We start from the raw sequence: 15,541 nt of genomic DNA, 5'->3' as shown, positions 1-15,541 counted from the left end.
AGGGCCGTCCGAATATTTGACACCGGAGGAAACCTTTTATGACGACGACGTTCGCGCGCCGCACTGCGGCCCTTCTGGCCTGCGCCGCTTTCGGATTTGCATCATCAGCCTACGCCCAGGACAAGACCGTCACGATCGGCGTGCTCAACGACATGTCCAGCCTCTACGCCGATATCGGCGGTCCCGGCTCCGTCGTGGCGGTGAAGATGGCGGTCGAGGATTCCGGCCTCGCCGCGAAGGGTTGGAAAATCGAGGTCGTCAGCGGCGACCACCAGAACAAGCCTGACGTCGGCGTCAACATCGCGCGGCAGTGGATCGACACCCAGAAGGTCGACATGATCACCGACACGCCGAACTCCGGCGTGGCGCTGGCGGTCAGCAACGTCGCCAAGGAAAAGAACGTCGTCCTGCTCAACAATGGCGGCGCCAGCGCCGACCTGACCGGCAAGGCCTGCAACGCCAACACCATCTCCTACACTTACGACACCTACATGCTTGCCACCGGCACCGGCAAGGCGCTGACCAAGGCCGGCGGCGATACCTGGTTCTTCCTGACCGCCGACTACGCCTTCGGCGCCGCGCTCGAGCGTGACACCAGCGCGGTCGTGACCGCGAACGGCGGCAAGGTGCTCGGCGGCGTCAAGCATCCGCTCAACACCTCCGACTTCTCGTCCTTCCTGCTGCAGGCGCAGAACTCGAAGGCGAAGATCGTCGGGCTTGCCAACGCCGGCGGCGACACCACCAACTCGATCAAGCAGGCGGCCGAATTCGGCATCGTCGAGGGCGGCCAGAAGCTCGCAGCGCTGCTGCTCTTCATCAACGACGTCCACTCGCTCGGCCTGAAGACCGCGCACGGCCTGACCTTCACCGAGTCCTTCTACTGGGACCTCAACGATGCCACGCGCACCTGGTCAAAGCGCTTCCAGGAAAAGACCGCCAACAAGGCGATGCCGTCGATGACGCAGGCCGGCAACTATGCCGGCGTGATACACTACCTCAAGGCGCTCGAGGCGCTCGGCGGCAATCCACATGACGGCGCCAAGGTCGTCGCCAAGATGAAGGAAATCCCGACCGACGATCCGCTGTTCGGCAAGGGTCCGCTCCGCGAGGACGGCCGCCGCATCATCCCGGCCTACCTGTTCGAGGTGAAGAAGCCGGAGGAGTCGAAGGGCCCGTGGGACTATTACAAGCTGGTCTCGACCATCTCGGCGGAAGACGCGGCCAAGCCGCTCAAGGACAGCGAGTGTCCGCTGGTGAAGAAGTAAGCCAGTCAACACTGCCGTAGGGTGGGCAAAGGCGCGAAAGCGCCGTGCCCACCATCTCTCCACGATCGAAGTAGCGGTGGGCACGCTGCGCTTTGCCCACCCTACGAGACCGTCTTCGTTGCTGCCAGCGTCCGCACCGCGATGGCTACGCAAATCACCATCAACGTGGCTGCGAGCAGGAACGGTGCGCCGGGCAGATGCAACGGCGCGCTGCCGCCGATGAAATACGAAAACGTCAGCGTGAACAGGAAGGGACCGACGAGCTGCGCCACGCTCTGCACGCTCGAGGTCGCGCCCTGCAACTGGCCCTGCTGATCCGGCGCGACCAGCCGCGTCATCAGCGACTGCATCGCAGCGCCGGAGATACCCCAGAGAGACAGCACGGGAATGCCGAGCCAGGAGAGCGGTCCGGTCGGAGCCGCACCCAGGATCACGAAGCCGATCGCGCCACAGCACAGGCCCATCAACGTCGCGTTGCGTTCGCCGAGCAGGCGCACGATGGGACCGATGGCGAGCCCCTGCACCACCATGGCGCAGACGCCCACCATCGCCAGCGTCAGTCCGACGGTCTTTGAATCCCACCCGTAGCGATAGGTCGCATAGAGCACGAAGGTCGATGGCAGCACGACATGCGCCACCTGAGCGATGAAATTGACGACCGACAGCGCCGCCAGCCCGGCGCTTGAACTCAAGAGGTGCAACGCGCCGACCGGATTGGCGCTCCTCCAGCGGAACGAGGCGCGCTTCTCCGGCGCCAGCGATTCCGGCAGGATCAGCAGGCCATAGAGTGCATTTGCAAAGCTCAAGCCTGCCGCCGCCCAGAACGGCAATCGTGGATCGATATCGCCGAGCAGGCCGCCTACTGCCGGCCCCAGGATGAATCCTGCACCGAACGCGGCACCGATCTTACCGAACACCGCCGCGCGCCGCTCCGGCGGCGTGATGTCGGCGATATAGGCGAAGGCGGTCGAGATGCTGGCCGAGGTGATGCCGGAGATCACGCGGCCGACGAACAGCCAGGTCAGCAACGGCGCGAGCGCCATCAGCACGTAGTCGGCGGCGAGCCCGAAATTCGACAGCAGCACCACCGGCCGGCGCCCGAAGCGGTCCGACAGCGCGCCGAGCAGCGGAGAGAATACGAACTGCATCAGCGCCCAGGCCGTGCCGAACAGGCCGAAGATGCGGGCTGCATGCGCGGTGTCGTTGCCTACAAAACTCTCGATCAGCTTGGGCAGGATCGGCATGATCACGCCGAGCGCGAGCATGTCGAGCAGGATGGTGACGAAGATGAAGGCGACCGCCCCGCGCCGGACCGGCGCAGCGCCTTGCGCTATCGCCTCGCCGGCCTCGCCGCTCACGACGGCCGCTTGCGCTTGTGCGCGAAGGGATTGGCCTTTTCGCGCAATGTGATGCGCACCGGCGTGCCCGGCAGATCGAAGGCCTCACGCATCGAGTTGACGAGATAGCGCAGGTAAGACTGCGGCACCGCGTCCGCGCGCGAGCAGAACAGCACGAAGCTCGGCGGGCGCGCCTTGGTCTGGGTGATGTAGTTCAGCTTCAGCCGGCGGCCGGACACCGCGGGCGGCGGATTGGCCTGGATCGCCTGCTCGAACCAGCGATTGAGCGCGGAGGTCGGCACGCGCCTGTTCCAGAGCGCGTAGGCGTCCTGGATCGCCTGCATCAGGCGATCGATGCCCTCGCCCATCAGGCCGGAGACGGCGACGATCGGCACGCCCTTGAGCTGCGGCAGCCAATGATCGGCGTCGCGGCGCAGACCCGAAATCGCGCCGCCGCCCTTGGTCTCCATCAGGTCCCATTTGTTGACGGCGAGCACGACCGCGCGGCCCTCGCGTTCGATCAGATCGGTGATGCGCAGATCCTGCTCCTCGAAGCGGTTCTGCGAGTCCATCATCATCACGACGACTTCGGCGAAGCGCACGGCGCGCAGCGCATCGGCCACCGAGAGCTTCTCCAGCTTCTCCTCGATGCGCGAGCGCCGGCGAAGGCCTGCGGTGTCGAACACGCGAAAATCGCGGCCCTTCCAGTTGATCTCGACCGCGATGGAATCGCGCGTGGTGCCGGCCTCCGGGCTCGTCAGCAGGCGCTCCTCGCCGAGCAGATGATTGATCAGCGTCGACTTGCCGGCATTGGGACGACCGACGATGGCAACCCGGATCGGGCGCGTCGCGGCCTCTTCCTCGGTCAGCGGTTCGTCGTCCTCGGCCTCATCCTCGTCGACGGGCTCCGGCATCAGCTTGGCGAGTTCGTCGTAAAGCTCGCCCATGCCCTCGCCGTGTTCGGCCGAGATCTGGATGGGATCGCCGAGACCAAGCGCAAAGGACTCCATCGCGCCGGCATCGCCATGCTTGCCCTCGCTCTTGTTGGCGACCAGCAGCACCGGCTTGTTGGCCTTGCGGGCGAAATCGGCGAAGGCGCGATCTGTCGGCGTGAGGCCGATGCGGGCATCGATCACGAAGAACAGTGCATCGGCCTGGGCGATCGCCGCCTCGGTCTGCTCCTGCATCCTCGCCGTCAGCGAGCCCTTGGCGCCCTCGTCGAGGCCTGCGGTGTCGATGATGGTGAATTCGAGATCGCCGAGCCTGGCCTCGCCCTCACGGCGGTCGCGGGTGACGCCTGGCAAATCATCGACAAGCGCGAGCTTCTGTCCCACCAAGCGGTTGAACAGCGTCGACTTGCCGACATTGGGCCGGCCGATGATGGCGATCGTAAAGGACATCAGTCATTCGTGCGCCGTCGAGATAGCGCCTGTCAAATCGGTGAAAAATATCAGCGCGAGAAACTGCCGCTGGGCATCGGCGCCGGGAAGGCTCCCTGCGTCTGCTGTTGCTGGGTGGTCTGCGCCGATTGCGCCGGCTGCTGTGCGGATTGATCCGGCGGCGGCGCGGTGGTGCGCTTGCGGACGATCTTCTGCTTGGGCGGCGGAGCGGCCGGCGCCGGTGCGGCCTCGGGCTGGGCCTCGCCGTCAACCTCACCGGCCGGCGCTTCAGCCGGTGCGGCTGCCGTCGCGGCCGGCTGCTTGGTCTTCTTGCCCTTGGCGGATTTCGACGATTTGGCGGTCTCAGCCGGCGGCGGCTCGGCGGGCAACGCCGCGACGGCAGGCGCGTTCGGATCCTGCTGTTGCTGCGCGCCCTTGTACATGTCCTTCGGCACGCCCTGCTCCAGACCTGGCACGCCCTCGGGGAACACCGGCTTGCGCTCGCCCGGCAACTTCTTCTTGGTGTCGAGGAAGTCCAGGAGATCGCTCGGATCGAAGCTGGAGCAACCGCCCAGGACGCCCGTGAAGGCGATCAGAACGGCGGCTGCGATCAAACGTGGCGTGCGGCGCATATCAGAATCTCGTCTGGGCTCTCGGGACCGTCGGCTCAGCTCTTGGCGACGGGCGGCAGCAAGGCCTGAAGCGCTTCCGCGCGCGAGCGCAGGCCCGGCGGCGATTCGCCGTCCTCGGCGATCGCGTCGACCCATTTGCGTGCCGCGGTCATGTCATTGTTGCGCCAGGCCGACAGCGCCAGCAATTCGCGGGCGCTGTGGCGGAAGGTCGATCTGGGCTCGGCAGAGGTTTCCAGCCGCTGCTGGATGTCGGCGTAGCTCGCGCTGTCCACCAGCAGGCCGGCCGCGCCAATCTTGGCAAGATCCCGCCATTCGCTGCCGACGCCGCTGTCGGCGGCGATGTCGTCATACATCTTGGCGGCGGCCTTGGGATCGCGGGCCGAGGCCTCGGCTGCGGCCCGGAGCCGCGCCAGGGTGCGGTAGCCGGACGGAGCCTTGGCAGCGAGGTCAGCAAAGGCCGTCTCGGCCTCCGCGTGCTTGCCCTGCTCCGACAGCTCCACGGCCTTCTCGAAGGTCGCGCCGGCCTCGGCGGCCTTCTTGGCCTCGAGATACTGGTAGCCGCGCCAGCCGCCCACGGCCGCCACGACCAGCACCATCAGGGCGATGAAGTAGAGCGAATATTTGTCCCACAGCTTTTTGAGCTGCTCGCGACGTACTTCCTCGTCGACTTCGTCAAATAATTCAGACACTTATGCTAATCCCATGCCCGGCCGGGAGCGCGCGCCAGATCGTGCGCGTCTAAAGCCCGTCCCCACGTGGCGGCGGCGATACCCTATCGATATGGCGGTGGCAAGGCAAAGCAAGGCCGATCAAGGCGTTAACACGCGATCCGGGATATCCCGGTACCCCACCCGCCTCCATTCAGGCCCCAACCAGCAGCTCCCGCAGCTGGCGTTTCACCACCTTGCCGTTGGCGTTGCGCGGGAGGGGCTCCGCGGTGACCGTCATGGTCTCCGGCACCTTGTAGTCGGACAGGCGCTCGGCGCACCAGGCCTTCAAGTCGTCGGTGCCGACCTGGACGCGGGTGACCACGACCGCGTGGACGCGTTCGCCGAGCACCGGGCATGGCTTGGCGATGATCGCACTCTCGACCACGGCCGGGTGGCCAGCCAGCACGGATTCGACCTCGGCCGAATAGATCTTGAGGCCGCCGCGATTGATCATGTCCTTCTGCCGGTCGAAGACACGGACGAACCCTTCGGCGTCGACCGAGCCGAGATCGCCCGAATGCCAAAAGCCGGCAGTGAAACTTTCCGCTGTCGCCTTCGGGTTGTTCCAGTAGCCCTTGATGACGGAGGCGCTCTGGATCCAGAGCTCGCCGATCTCGCCGGGCGGCAGCTCGCGTCCCTCGGTCCCCATCGCGATGATCCGCGCGCCGGGACACGGCAGGCCAACGCTGTCGATATGGCTCTCCGTCAGCTCGCCCGGCATGATGGTGGACGGCGACGTGGTCTCGGTCGCACCGTAGCAGTTCGCGAGCTTCAGGCCCGGGATCGTCGCCTTGAGCTTCTCGATCGTCGCAACCGGCATCGGCGCGCCGCCGAAACCACCGATGCGCCAGCTCGAGAGATCATAGCTGTCGAAATCCGGCTGGAGCAGGCAGAGATTGTACATCGCCGGCACCATCACCGTGTAGGTGACGCGCTCGCGCGCCGCGAGCTTGAGATAATCGGTAGCCTTGAACTCCGGCATGATGATCAGCGCGCCGCCGCAGCAGATCATGGTCGTGATGTTGGCGACGACACCCGTGACATGGCCGAGCGGGACGGCTGCGATCGAGCGGTCGACCTTCGTCAATTGCAGGCAGGACACGAACACCATCGAGGAATGCACGATGTTGCAATGGGCGAGCATCGCGCCCTTCGGCTTGCCCGTGGTGCCCGAGGTGTAGAGGATCATCGCGGTATCCTCCTCGTTCACTTCGACCGGTGCTATGGCCTGTGCGTTGTCGGCGAGCACCGCGAAGCGCGACAATTGCGGATCATTGTCGACGGCGACGCGATGGACGACATCAGGCACATCCTGTGCGTCGGGCAACCGCGCGGCGAGACCGGCTTCGTGGATCAGGATCTTGGCGCCGCAATCGGTGAGAACATAGGCGATCTCCGGCTTCTGCTGGCGCGTGCTGAGCAGCACGGTGACCAGCCCCTCATGCGCGGCGGCAAACAGCAGCAGCGGAAATTCGATGCGGTTGCCGAGCAGGATCGCGACGCGGTCGCCGCGCTGCAGGCCGAGCTTGCGAAAGCCCGATGCAATCCGCGCGGCCTGCTCCACCGCCTGTCGCCAGCTGAGGCGAACGTCACCGCAGACCAGCGCTTCGCCATCGCCGTTGCGCGCGGCAGCCTCCGCGATCATCGCCCAGAGACTAGCCGGCCGGTCGGTGAAGGCCGGGACCACCCGATCGCCAAAACGCGCCTCGAACCGCATCGGCGGAATCTGAGATTGCGACCAGTCCATCGGAGGGTCCTCGTCTTGTTGCTTTTGTCACCTTCCGCACATGAGTACGGAGATGATGTCTTGCGCCGATCGGCTAGCCGCCCATGACGGGAACGCCGATCACAACAGGGTGGAACGCAAACGCCAGCGCCAGATAGGCGACGATACCGACCGCAACAGCGATCAGATCGTTGGTAACGCCGCCCACCGGGATCGGCGGGCCACCGGGATCCTTGCGATGCTTGAGCGAAATGCGATCATAGACCCCCCACCCCAGAAACGAGCCGAACAGGATGATGGAGCCGAGATCGCCATTGGCGAGCAGATGGGCCGCCGCCCACAGCTTGATGCCGGCGAGCATCGGATGCTTCAGCGTCGCATAGATGCGGCCCCGCAAATATGACGCGACCACCAGGATGACGGCAGGCAGCATCAGCGCGACCGTGATGTGCTTCATCGCCTTCGGCGGATACCAGACATCGATCCAGCCGGTCGCGCGATAATGGCCAAAGCCCCAGACGATCAGCGCCAGCCCCGCGAGCGAGACGACCGAATAGAGGATCTTGTAGGTCCCCTCACCCAGCCGCGCGATCGCCTGCGCGCGTGCCTCTCGTTTCGTTGTGAAAACATGGGCGGCGAAAAACAGCACCAGCCCCAGGATCATGACCAGCAGACCCACGACATCCTCCCCTCAACCAGCGCCCCCGCCCATGGCGTATCACCGATCGGCCGCCGGTCGCAACTGATGCGCTACTTGCCAGTCTCTCGATTATCGACATAGCGGATCGCGATCGGACGCCCGGCCAGGGCACCGCCGAGGCCGCTGGTGAAGTTCAACGGCAGGCAGGCGTTCAGCGATGAATTGATCGCGTTGAGATAGGCCGTTCTTGTGTCCGCCGGAACACCTGCGGTCGCATATGTCAGGCGCGGCGGGCCGATCAGCCCCCCGGTCTTGTTAAAGCTGAAACGCACCGCCATCTGCATGCCCGCGCGGGCATTATCCGATGGCGGCGACCAGCAGGTGCGCAGCTCGGCAAAGAGGTCGCCGATCGTATCGAGATCGTGATCCGGCTTCTGGTACTTGGCCCGATCAGCCTCTGACGGGACGCTCTCGATCGTGAGCTGGAGGTTCTGCCCGTAGGGATAGTCCATCTCGGGAATGCAGGGCCCGTGATCGAGCGGGCTGCAATAGGACGGCGTGCAGGGACGGCCGTCGAGCACACTGCACGGCTCGTGCGCAAACGGGATCGGATTGATCTGCCGGCGCTGCGCGTCGACCGCGACGGTTGAGATCGCCAGAAGGAGAAAGATGAGGATGCCACGCCACATGATGCGCGCTCGCGATATCATGTAGACCAACGTGGCACCGCCGCAGCAAGCGTCAAGCCCGCGCGCGTTCACATGCTCGCGCTTAAGCCGCCGGGGTGCGCCCTACCCCTTCTTCTTGACGTCCTTGACGTTGGTGAACTCGATCCCCTCGGCGCGTTCCCTGGTGTAGCCGAGATAGAACTCGTTCCGTGCCAGATACACGGGATCGCCATCGACGTCGTCGGCGATGCTGGAGGTGTTGGAAGCAATGAAGGTGTCGAGCTTCTTGCGGTCCTCCGAGGAGACCCAGCGCGCGAGCTGGAACTCGCTGACCTCGAACTCGACTGGCAGCGAGTATTCCGCCTCGAGCCGTGCCTTGAGCACGTCGAGCTGCAGCGCGCCGACCACGCCGACCAGCGCCGGTGCGCCGTCGCGCGGACGGAACACCTGCACGACGCCCTCTTCCGACATCTGCTGAAGCGCTTCCTTCAGCTTCTTCGCCTTCATCGCGTCGGTGAGACGCACCCGGCGAACGATTTCGGGCGCGAAGCTCGGCACACCAACGAAGTTGAAATCCTCGCCCTCGGTCAGCGTGTCGCCGATGCGCAGCGTGCCGTGATTGGGAATGCCAACGACGTCGCCTGCAAAGGCCTCGTCCGCCACCGAACGGTCCTGGGCAAAGAAGAATTGCGGGCTCGACAGCGGCATGCTCTTGCCGGTGCGCACCAGCTTCGCCTTCATGCCGCGGCTGAGCTTGCCTGAGCACAGCCGCGCAAACGCGATGCGGTCGCGGTGGTTCGGATCCATGTTGGCCTGGATCTTGAACACGAAGGCGCTCATGCGCGGGTCGGTGGCTTCGACCTTGCGCTGGTCGCTGTCCTGCGCACGCGGTTCGGGCGCGAACTTGCCGAGGCCTTCCAGGAGATCGCCGACGCCGAAATTGCGCAGCGCGCTGCCGAAATAAACCGGCGTCAGATGGCCCTCGCGAAACGCGTCGAGCTCGAACGGTTTTGAAGCCTCGGTCACGAGCTCGAGTTCGTCCTTCACCCCGGAGACGTCGAGATTCGCATTGAGCTTGGCGAGCTCGGCGATCTCGATCTGCTGCGCAGCGCCCGTCTTGGCGCCGCCGCCCTCGAGCAGGCGTACGCCGCCATTGACGACGTCGTAGGTGCCGAGGAAGTCGCGGCCGCGGCCGACCGGCCAGGTCATCGGCGTGGTGTCGAGCGCCAGTGTCTTTTCGATCTCGTCGAGCAGCTCGAAAACGTCGCGGCTCTCGCGATCCATTTTATTGATGAAGGTGATGATCGGGATGTCGCGCAGACGACACACCTCGAACAGCTTGCGCGTCCGCGCCTCGATGCCCTTGGCCGCGTCGATCACCATGACGGCGGAATCGACCGCCGTGAGCGTACGATAGGTGTCTTCCGAAAAGTCTTCGTGGCCGGGCGTGTCCAGGAGGTTGAAGACCAGGCCTTCAAACTCGAAGGTCATGACCGAGGTCACGACCGAGATGCCGCGCTCGCGCTCGATCTTCATCCAGTCCGAGCGGGTGTTGCGCCGTTCGCCCTTGGCCTTGACCTGCCCGGCCAGATTGATGGCGCCGCCGAACAGCAGCAGCTTCTCGGTCAGCGTGGTCTTGCCGGCGTCAGGGTGCGAAATGATCGCAAACGTGCGACGCCGCGACACTTCTGCGGCAAGCGGGGAACGGGCCGGCGATTCGGCTGTGGTGGCGATGTCGGACATGGCGGGAGCGTTTGGCAGGGAAAATGGGCCCAATCAAGCCTCATTTGGTGATTGCGGAGCCCTTCGGCCAGCCCCATATCGGCTTCCGGGAGGACGACCTTCCTGCTCATCAGCATAACAGCCTGCGGGGACGACCCTGCCTTGAATGGAGGGTCGTCATGGCCTGGAGCATCCTGTTCGTCGCCGGTCTTCTCGAGATCACCTGGGCGATTGGCCTGAAATATACCGAGGGCTTTACCAGGCTAGTTCCGTCCGTCATCACGCTCGCGGCCATGGCCGGCAGCGTGATCCTGCTCGGTTTGGCGCTCAAGTCGCTGCCGGTCGGAACCGCCTATGCGGTCTGGACCGGGATCGGTGCGGTCGGCACCGCGACGCTCGGCATCATCCTGTTCGGCGAGCCCGCCACAGCCTTCCGGCTCGCCAGCATCGCCCTGATCGTCGCGGGCATCGCGGGGCTCAAATTCGTTACCTGAGGAAGAGCTGGACCGCCCACCAGGAGAGTGCTGCGACGATGGCCGAGGCCGGGATCGTGATCACCCAGGCATAGACGATCGAGCTTGCCACGTTCCAGCGTACGGCCGAGACGCGCCGCGCGGCGCCGACGCCGACAATGGCGCCGGTGATGGTGTGGGTGGTCGAGACGGGAACGCCGAGGAAGGTGGCTATGAACAGGGTCGCCGCCCCGCCGGTCTCGGCGCAAAAACCCTGCATCGGCGTCAGCTTGGTGATGCGCAGCCCCATGGTGCGGACGATACGCCAGCCGCCCATCAACGTGCCCAGCGCCATCGCCGACTGGCAGGAGAGCACCACCCAGAACGGCACCGTGAATTCGCCGCCGAGATGGCCCTGCGAATAGAGCAGCACGGCAATGATGCCCATCGTCTTCTGCGCATCATTGCCGCCGTGCCCGAGCGAATAGAGCGAGGCGGAGGCGAATTGCAGGATGCGGAAGGCGCGGTCGACCGCGAACGGCGTCGAGCGCACCGAGAGCCAGGATACGACCGCAACCAGCATCATCGCGAGCAGGAAGCCGACCAGCGGCGACAGCACGATCGCCAGGACCGCCTTGGTCAGCCCGCTCCAGACCGCCGCCGAGATTCCGGCCTTGGCCATGCCGCCGCCGACGAGCCCGCCGATCAGCGCATGCGACGAGGAAGACGGGATGCCGAGCGCCCAGGTCACGAGATTCCAGACGATGGCGCCGACAAGCGCTGCAAAGATCACCTGGGCATCGACAATTGCGGGGTCGATGATACCGGTGCCGATGGTCTGCGCGACGTGCAGGCCGAACACCATGAAGGCGACGAAATTGAAGAACGCAGCCCAGAACACCGCGAATTGCGGCCGCAGAACGCGGGTCGAAACGATGGTCGCGATCGAGTTGGCGGCATCGTGCAGGCCGTTCAGGAAGTCGAACAGCAGCGCGACGGCAATCAATCCGACCAGGACGGGAAGACCCAACGCAGCATCCACGGCGCGGCCCCTGCCCTAAACTTGCTCGATGACGATGCTGTTGATCTCGTTCGCGACGTCGTCGAAGCGATCGGCCACCTTTTCGAGGTGGTCGTAGATTTCGACGCCGACGATGAAGTCCATCGCGCTGCCGTCGCGGTGCTTGAGGAACAGCTCCTTCAGCCCGATGTCATGGAGGTCGTCGACGCGGCCTTCGAGCTTGGTCAGCTCTTCGGTGATCGCGGTCAGCATCGCGACGTTGGGCCCGATCGACTGCATCAGCGGCAGCGCACGTCCGACCAGATTGGCGCACTCGATCAGGAGTGCACCGATCTCGCGCATGGGCGGCTCGAAGGTGCGGACCTCGAACAGCATCACGGCTTTGGCGGTCTGCTGCATCTGGTCGATGGCATCGTCCATCGAGGTAATGAGGTTCTTGATGTCGCCGCGGTCGAACGGCGTGATGAACGTGCGGCGCACCGCCGTCAGCACCTCACGGGTGATGTTGTCGGCATCGTTCTCGAACTGGTTGACACGCTGACAGTAGACCGGCGTCTCCTCGCCGCCGTTCAACACGCCCTGAAGCGCGATCGCGCCCTGGATCACGGTTTGGGCGTGGCGGTCGAACAGGTCAAAGAACCGTTCTTCCTTGGGCAGGAAAGCACGAAACCATCGCATCATGGGTATAGTCTACCGGCTGGACATGGCCCGACCCGAACGGATCGTCACAAAACTGTCATAGACCATTTTCGTTCCGCGCGCGTGTCATCTCACGCCCGCGGAGCCGGATCATCCACCGGATTTACGCACCAACGGAATTGGTGCGATATCAATGATTTAGAGCGACCGCCGGAAGTAATGGGCAAATTCGCCGACGACACCACGGCGGAAGGTGAGCACGCAGATCACGAAGATCGAGCCCTGGATCACCGTCACCCACTGGCCGAATCCGGCCAGATATTGCTGCATGGCGATGATCGCGAAGGCGCCGACAACGGGACCGAAGACGGTACCGAGACCGCCAACCAGCGTCATCAGCACGACTTCGCCCGACATCGACCAGTGCACGTCGGTGAGCGAGGCATTCTGCGCCACGAACACTTTCAGCGCGCCGGCAAAGCCCGCCAGCGTCCCCGACAGGACAAACGCCAGGAACTTGTACTGATCGGTCCTGTAGCCGAGCGAGATGGCGCGCGGCTCGTTCTCACGGATCGACTTCAGGACCTCGCCGAACGGCGAGTTGATGATGCGATAGATCAGCAGGAAGCCCGCGAGGAAGCCGACCAGCACGACGTAGTAGAGCACGGTCGGCTTCGACAGATCGAGCACACCGAACATGTGCCCCTGCGGAATGCCCTGGATGCCGTCCTCGCCATGGGTGAACGGCGCCTGCAGATAGATGAAGTACAGCAACTGCGACAGCGCCAGCGTGATCATCGAGAAATAGATGCCCTGGCGGCGGATCGAGATGTAGCCGGTGATGAGCGACAGCCCGAACGCGGCGGCTATGCCGACGAGGATGCCGAGTTCAGGCGGCAGCGCCCATACTTTCAGCGCGTGCGCGCTGCAATAGCCCGCGGTGCCCATGAACATCGCATGGCCAAACGACAACAGGCCGCCATAGCCGATCAAGAGATTGAAGGCGCAGGCAAGCAGCGCAAAGCACAGCGCCTGCATCACGAAGAACGGATAGATGCCGCTGAAAGGCACCGAGGCCAGCAGCAGCGCCATCACCACGAAGACGATCATCTCGTCGCGCATCGCCCGCGGAGCTACCGGCAGCGTGTCGTCCGTCAAGGCTGTCATGTCAGGCTGCCCTTCCCGTCAATCCCGTTGGCTTCACCAAGAGCACCAGCACCATCAGCACGAACACGACGGTGTTGGAGGCCTCGGGGTAGAAATATTTGGTCAGGCCCTCGATCACACCGAGCGCGAAGCCGGTGATGATGGAGCCCATGATCGATCCCATGCCGCCGATCACCACCACCGCGAACACGACGATGATGAGGTCGGCGCCCATCAGCGGCCGCACCTGGTTGATCGGCGCCGAGAGCACGCCAGCGAGCGCGGCCAGGCCGACGCCCAATCCGTAAGTCAGCGTGATCATGCGCGGCACGTTGATTCCGAAGGCGCGCACGAGCGTCGGGTTTTCAGTGGCCGCGCGCAGATAAGCGCCGAGCCGCGTCTTCTCGATCAGGAACCAGGTCGCAAGACACACCACCAGCGAGAAGATGACCACCCAGCCGCGATAGATCGGCAGGAACATGAAGCCGAGATTCATGCCGCCCTTGAGCTGATCCGGAATGGCATAAGGCAGGCCGGAGGACCCGAAAAAATTCTGGAACACACCCTGCACGATCAGCGCGATGCCAAAGGTCAGCAGCAGACCATAGAGATGGTCGAGCCCGGTCAGGAATTTCAGCATGGTCCGTTCCAGGATCATGCCGAAGATGCCGACGATGATCGGCGCGAACAGCAGCGCCCACCAGTAACTGATGCCACCGAGGTTCAGCAGGAAATAGGCGACGAAGGCGCCCATCATGTAGAGCGCGCCATGGGCGAAATTGATGATGTTGAGCATGCCGAAGATGACGGCGAGCCCGAGACTGAGCAGCGCGTAGAACGAGCCGTTGATCAGTCCCACCAGTAGCTGTGCGTAGAGAGCCTGCATCGATCCAGCACCCAGTCCCTTCGGCGTTCCCAAAGTAGCGCCCGCCGGTCATCGCCGGCGGGCTGTTGGTCTCACTTCTTAAGCAGCGCGCACTTGCTCTCGGAGAGCGGCGTGAAGGCCTGATCGCCCGGCACCGTGCCGACGAGCTTGTAGAAGTCCCACGGTCCCTTGGACTCGGAGGGCTTCTTCACCTCGAACAGATAGGCGTTGTGGATGGTGCGGCCGTTGGGCTGGATCTCGCCCTTGCCGAACAGATCGTCTTCCGTCGGCATCGACTTCATCTTCTCGACGACCTTGACGCCATCATGAGGATTGCCGCCGAACCCGTCCAGCGCCTTGAGATAGTGGCGCACGCCCGCATAGACACCCGCCTGCACCATGGTCGGCATCGCGCCGTTCTTCATTTTCTCCGAGAACCGCTTGGAGAAAGCCCGGGTCTGGTCGTTCATGTCCCAGTAGAAGGTCTCGGTGAAGTTCAGGCCCTGCGCGGTCTCCAGGCCGATCGCCTTGACGTCGGTGAGGAACAAGAGCAGCGCCGCGAGCTTCTGACCGCCCTTGACGATGCCGAACTCGGCCGCCTGCTTGATCGTATTGGTGGTGTCGCCGCCGGCATTGGCAAGGCCGATGATCTTGGCCTTGGAGGCCTGCGCCTGCAGCAGGAAGGACGAGAAGTCCGGCGTGTTGAGCGGATGCTTGACGCCGCCGACGACCTTGCCGCCGTTGGCGGTGATGACGGCGGTGGTGTCGCGCTCGAGCGCCGCACCGAAGGCGTAGTCCGCGGTCAGGAAGAACCAGGTGTCGCCACCGGCCTTCACCAGGGCCTGGCCCGTGGTGTGGGCCAGCATGTAGGTGTCGTAGGTCCAGTGCACGGTGTTAGGCGAGCACTGCGCGTTGGTGAGATCGGAGGTCGCCGCGCCCGAATTGATATAGACGCCGTTCTTTTCCTTCACGACGTTGTTGACCGCGAGCGCCACGCCGGAATTCGGCACGTCGACGATGATGTCGACCTTATCGACGTCGAACCACTGCCTTGCGATGGCGGTGCCGATATCCGGCTTGTTCTGGTGATCGCCCGAGATGATGTCGATCTTCCAGCCCTTCGCGGCGAGGCCGGAATCTTCCACCGCCATCTGGGCTGCGAGCGTCGAGCCGGGCCCACCGAGGTCCGCATAGAGACCGGACTGATCGGACAGCGCGCCGATCTTGACCGTCTTGTCCTGCGCGAAAGCCGCGCCAGCGGTGGTAACGGCCAACGCCGTGCCGAGCAACAACGATGCAATCGACTTTTTCATGCTACTTCCCTCGTGAATCTTCTCGT

At 64.3% G+C, this 15,541-nt stretch carries 15 protein-coding genes; 2 read left to right on the top strand and 13 right to left on the bottom strand.

Going from position 1 to position 15,541, the window contains the following annotated elements:
• Nucleotides 1-38: 38 nt before the first annotated feature.
• Nucleotides 39-1,265, top strand: coding sequence for an ABC transporter substrate-binding protein (locus NLM32_RS21875; RefSeq protein ID WP_254130958.1), 1,227 nt, complete (start codon nt 39-41; stop codon nt 1,263-1,265).
• Nucleotides 1,266-1,366: 101 nt separating this feature from the next.
• Here NLM32_RS21875 and NLM32_RS21870 read toward each other — a convergent pair whose 3' ends face one another.
• From NLM32_RS21870 to NLM32_RS21835, 8 genes are all read right to left on the bottom strand, one after another.
• Nucleotides 1,367-2,623 (bottom strand): TCR/Tet family MFS transporter, encoded by a 1,257-nt coding sequence (locus NLM32_RS21870; protein WP_254130957.1) that lies wholly within the window; start codon nt 2,621-2,623, stop codon nt 1,367-1,369.
• Nucleotides 2,620-4,002 carry a ribosome biogenesis GTPase Der gene (gene der, locus NLM32_RS21865; RefSeq protein ID WP_254130956.1) on the bottom strand — a complete coding sequence of 461 codons (1,383 nt, stop codon included), beginning with the start codon at nt 4,000-4,002 and terminating at the stop codon, nt 2,620-2,622. The genes NLM32_RS21870 and der overlap by 4 nt, the downstream gene beginning before the upstream one ends.
• Nucleotides 4,003-4,052: 50 nt before the next feature.
• A complete protein-coding gene (locus NLM32_RS21860) occupies nt 4,053-4,613 on the bottom strand; it encodes a hypothetical protein (RefSeq protein WP_254130955.1) in 561 nt (186 codons plus the stop codon).
• 35 nt (nt 4,614-4,648) lie between these two features.
• On the bottom strand, nt 4,649-5,302 hold the full coding sequence (locus tag NLM32_RS21855) for a tetratricopeptide repeat protein (protein WP_254130954.1): 654 nt from the start codon (nt 5,300-5,302) through the stop codon (nt 4,649-4,651).
• A gap of 172 nt (nt 5,303-5,474) precedes the next feature.
• Nucleotides 5,475-7,070: a class I adenylate-forming enzyme family protein gene (locus NLM32_RS21850; protein ID WP_254130953.1), complete on the bottom strand. Its 1,596-nt coding sequence runs from the start codon at nt 7,068-7,070 to the stop codon at nt 5,475-5,477.
• A gap of 73 nt (nt 7,071-7,143) precedes the next feature.
• A complete protein-coding gene (locus NLM32_RS21845; protein ID WP_254130952.1) occupies nt 7,144-7,728 on the bottom strand; it encodes an NnrU family protein in 585 nt (194 codons plus the stop codon).
• A 71-nt stretch (nt 7,729-7,799) separates the two neighbouring features.
• Nucleotides 7,800-8,378, bottom strand: a complete 579-nt coding sequence (locus NLM32_RS21840) for a hypothetical protein (RefSeq protein WP_254130951.1) — start codon at nt 8,376-8,378, stop codon at nt 7,800-7,802.
• Nucleotides 8,379-8,480: 102 nt separating this feature from the next.
• On the bottom strand, nt 8,481-10,100 hold the full coding sequence (locus NLM32_RS21835; RefSeq protein ID WP_254130950.1) for a peptide chain release factor 3: 1,620 nt from the start codon (nt 10,098-10,100) through the stop codon (nt 8,481-8,483).
• 158 nt (nt 10,101-10,258) lie between these two features.
• Between NLM32_RS21835 and sugE the strand changes: the two genes are divergently transcribed.
• Nucleotides 10,259-10,573 carry a quaternary ammonium compound efflux SMR transporter SugE gene (gene sugE / locus NLM32_RS21830; protein WP_254130949.1) on the top strand — a complete coding sequence of 105 codons (315 nt, stop codon included), beginning with the start codon at nt 10,259-10,261 and terminating at the stop codon, nt 10,571-10,573.
• Here sugE and NLM32_RS21825 read toward each other — a convergent pair.
• The 5 genes from NLM32_RS21825 to NLM32_RS21805 all read right to left on the bottom strand — a co-directional run bounded on the left by NLM32_RS21825 (nt 10,566) and on the right by NLM32_RS21805 (nt 15,515).
• Nucleotides 10,566-11,573: an inorganic phosphate transporter gene (locus NLM32_RS21825; protein WP_254130948.1), complete on the bottom strand. Its 1,008-nt coding sequence runs from the start codon at nt 11,571-11,573 to the stop codon at nt 10,566-10,568. The genes sugE and NLM32_RS21825 overlap by 8 nt on opposite strands.
• Nucleotides 11,574-11,588: 15 nt before the next feature.
• Complete coding sequence (locus tag NLM32_RS21820) at nt 11,589-12,233, bottom strand: DUF47 domain-containing protein (protein ID WP_234680631.1); 645 nt, start codon at nt 12,231-12,233, stop codon at nt 11,589-11,591.
• A gap of 156 nt (nt 12,234-12,389) precedes the next feature.
• Nucleotides 12,390-13,358: a branched-chain amino acid ABC transporter permease gene (locus tag NLM32_RS21815; RefSeq protein WP_254130947.1), complete on the bottom strand. Its 969-nt coding sequence runs from the start codon at nt 13,356-13,358 to the stop codon at nt 12,390-12,392.
• 1 nt (nt 13,359) lies between these two features.
• Nucleotides 13,360-14,223 (bottom strand): branched-chain amino acid ABC transporter permease, encoded by an 864-nt coding sequence (locus tag NLM32_RS21810; protein WP_234680633.1) that lies wholly within the window; start codon nt 14,221-14,223, stop codon nt 13,360-13,362.
• A 71-nt stretch (nt 14,224-14,294) separates the two neighbouring features.
• The gene (locus NLM32_RS21805; protein WP_254130946.1) at nt 14,295-15,515 is read right to left on the bottom strand and encodes an ABC transporter substrate-binding protein; all 1,221 of its coding nucleotides are present in this window, start codon (nt 15,513-15,515) and stop codon (nt 14,295-14,297) included.
• Nucleotides 15,516-15,541 lie beyond the last annotated feature (26 nt).

Source organism: Bradyrhizobium sp. CCGUVB14, assembly GCF_024199935.1.
Classification (GTDB): Bacteria; Pseudomonadota; Alphaproteobacteria; order Rhizobiales; family Xanthobacteraceae; genus Bradyrhizobium.
The sequence above is the reverse complement of the archived record's forward strand: the minus strand, read 5'-3'. Positions and strand labels throughout refer to the sequence as shown.

Excerpts from the sequence above, each read along its gene's own strand:
- NLM32_RS21875 (WP_254130958.1), top strand. The coding sequence starts at position 39 with ATGACGACGACGTTCGCGCGCCGCACTGCGGCCCTTCTGGCCTGCGCC.
- der (WP_254130956.1), bottom strand. The coding sequence starts at position 4,002 with ATGTCCTTTACGATCGCCATCATCGGCCGGCCCAATGTCGGCAAGTCG.
- NLM32_RS21860 (WP_254130955.1), bottom strand. The coding sequence starts at position 4,613 with ATGCGCCGCACGCCACGTTTGATCGCAGCCGCCGTTCTGATCGCCTTC.
- NLM32_RS21850 (WP_254130953.1), bottom strand. The coding sequence starts at position 7,070 with ATGGACTGGTCGCAATCTCAGATTCCGCCGATGCGGTTCGAGGCGCGT.
- NLM32_RS21840 (WP_254130951.1), bottom strand. The coding sequence starts at position 8,378 with ATGTGGCGTGGCATCCTCATCTTTCTCCTTCTGGCGATCTCAACCGTC.
- NLM32_RS21835 (WP_254130950.1), bottom strand. The coding sequence starts at position 10,100 with ATGTCCGACATCGCCACCACAGCCGAATCGCCGGCCCGTTCCCCGCTT.
- sugE (WP_254130949.1), top strand. The coding sequence starts at position 10,259 with ATGGCCTGGAGCATCCTGTTCGTCGCCGGTCTTCTCGAGATCACCTGG.
- NLM32_RS21820 (WP_234680631.1), bottom strand. The coding sequence starts at position 12,233 with ATGATGCGATGGTTTCGTGCTTTCCTGCCCAAGGAAGAACGGTTCTTT.
- NLM32_RS21815 (WP_254130947.1), bottom strand. The coding sequence starts at position 13,358 with ATGACAGCCTTGACGGACGACACGCTGCCGGTAGCTCCGCGGGCGATG.
- NLM32_RS21810 (WP_234680633.1), bottom strand. The coding sequence starts at position 14,223 with ATGCAGGCTCTCTACGCACAGCTACTGGTGGGACTGATCAACGGCTCG.
- NLM32_RS21805 (WP_254130946.1), bottom strand. The coding sequence starts at position 15,515 with ATGAAAAAGTCGATTGCATCGTTGTTGCTCGGCACGGCGTTGGCCGTT.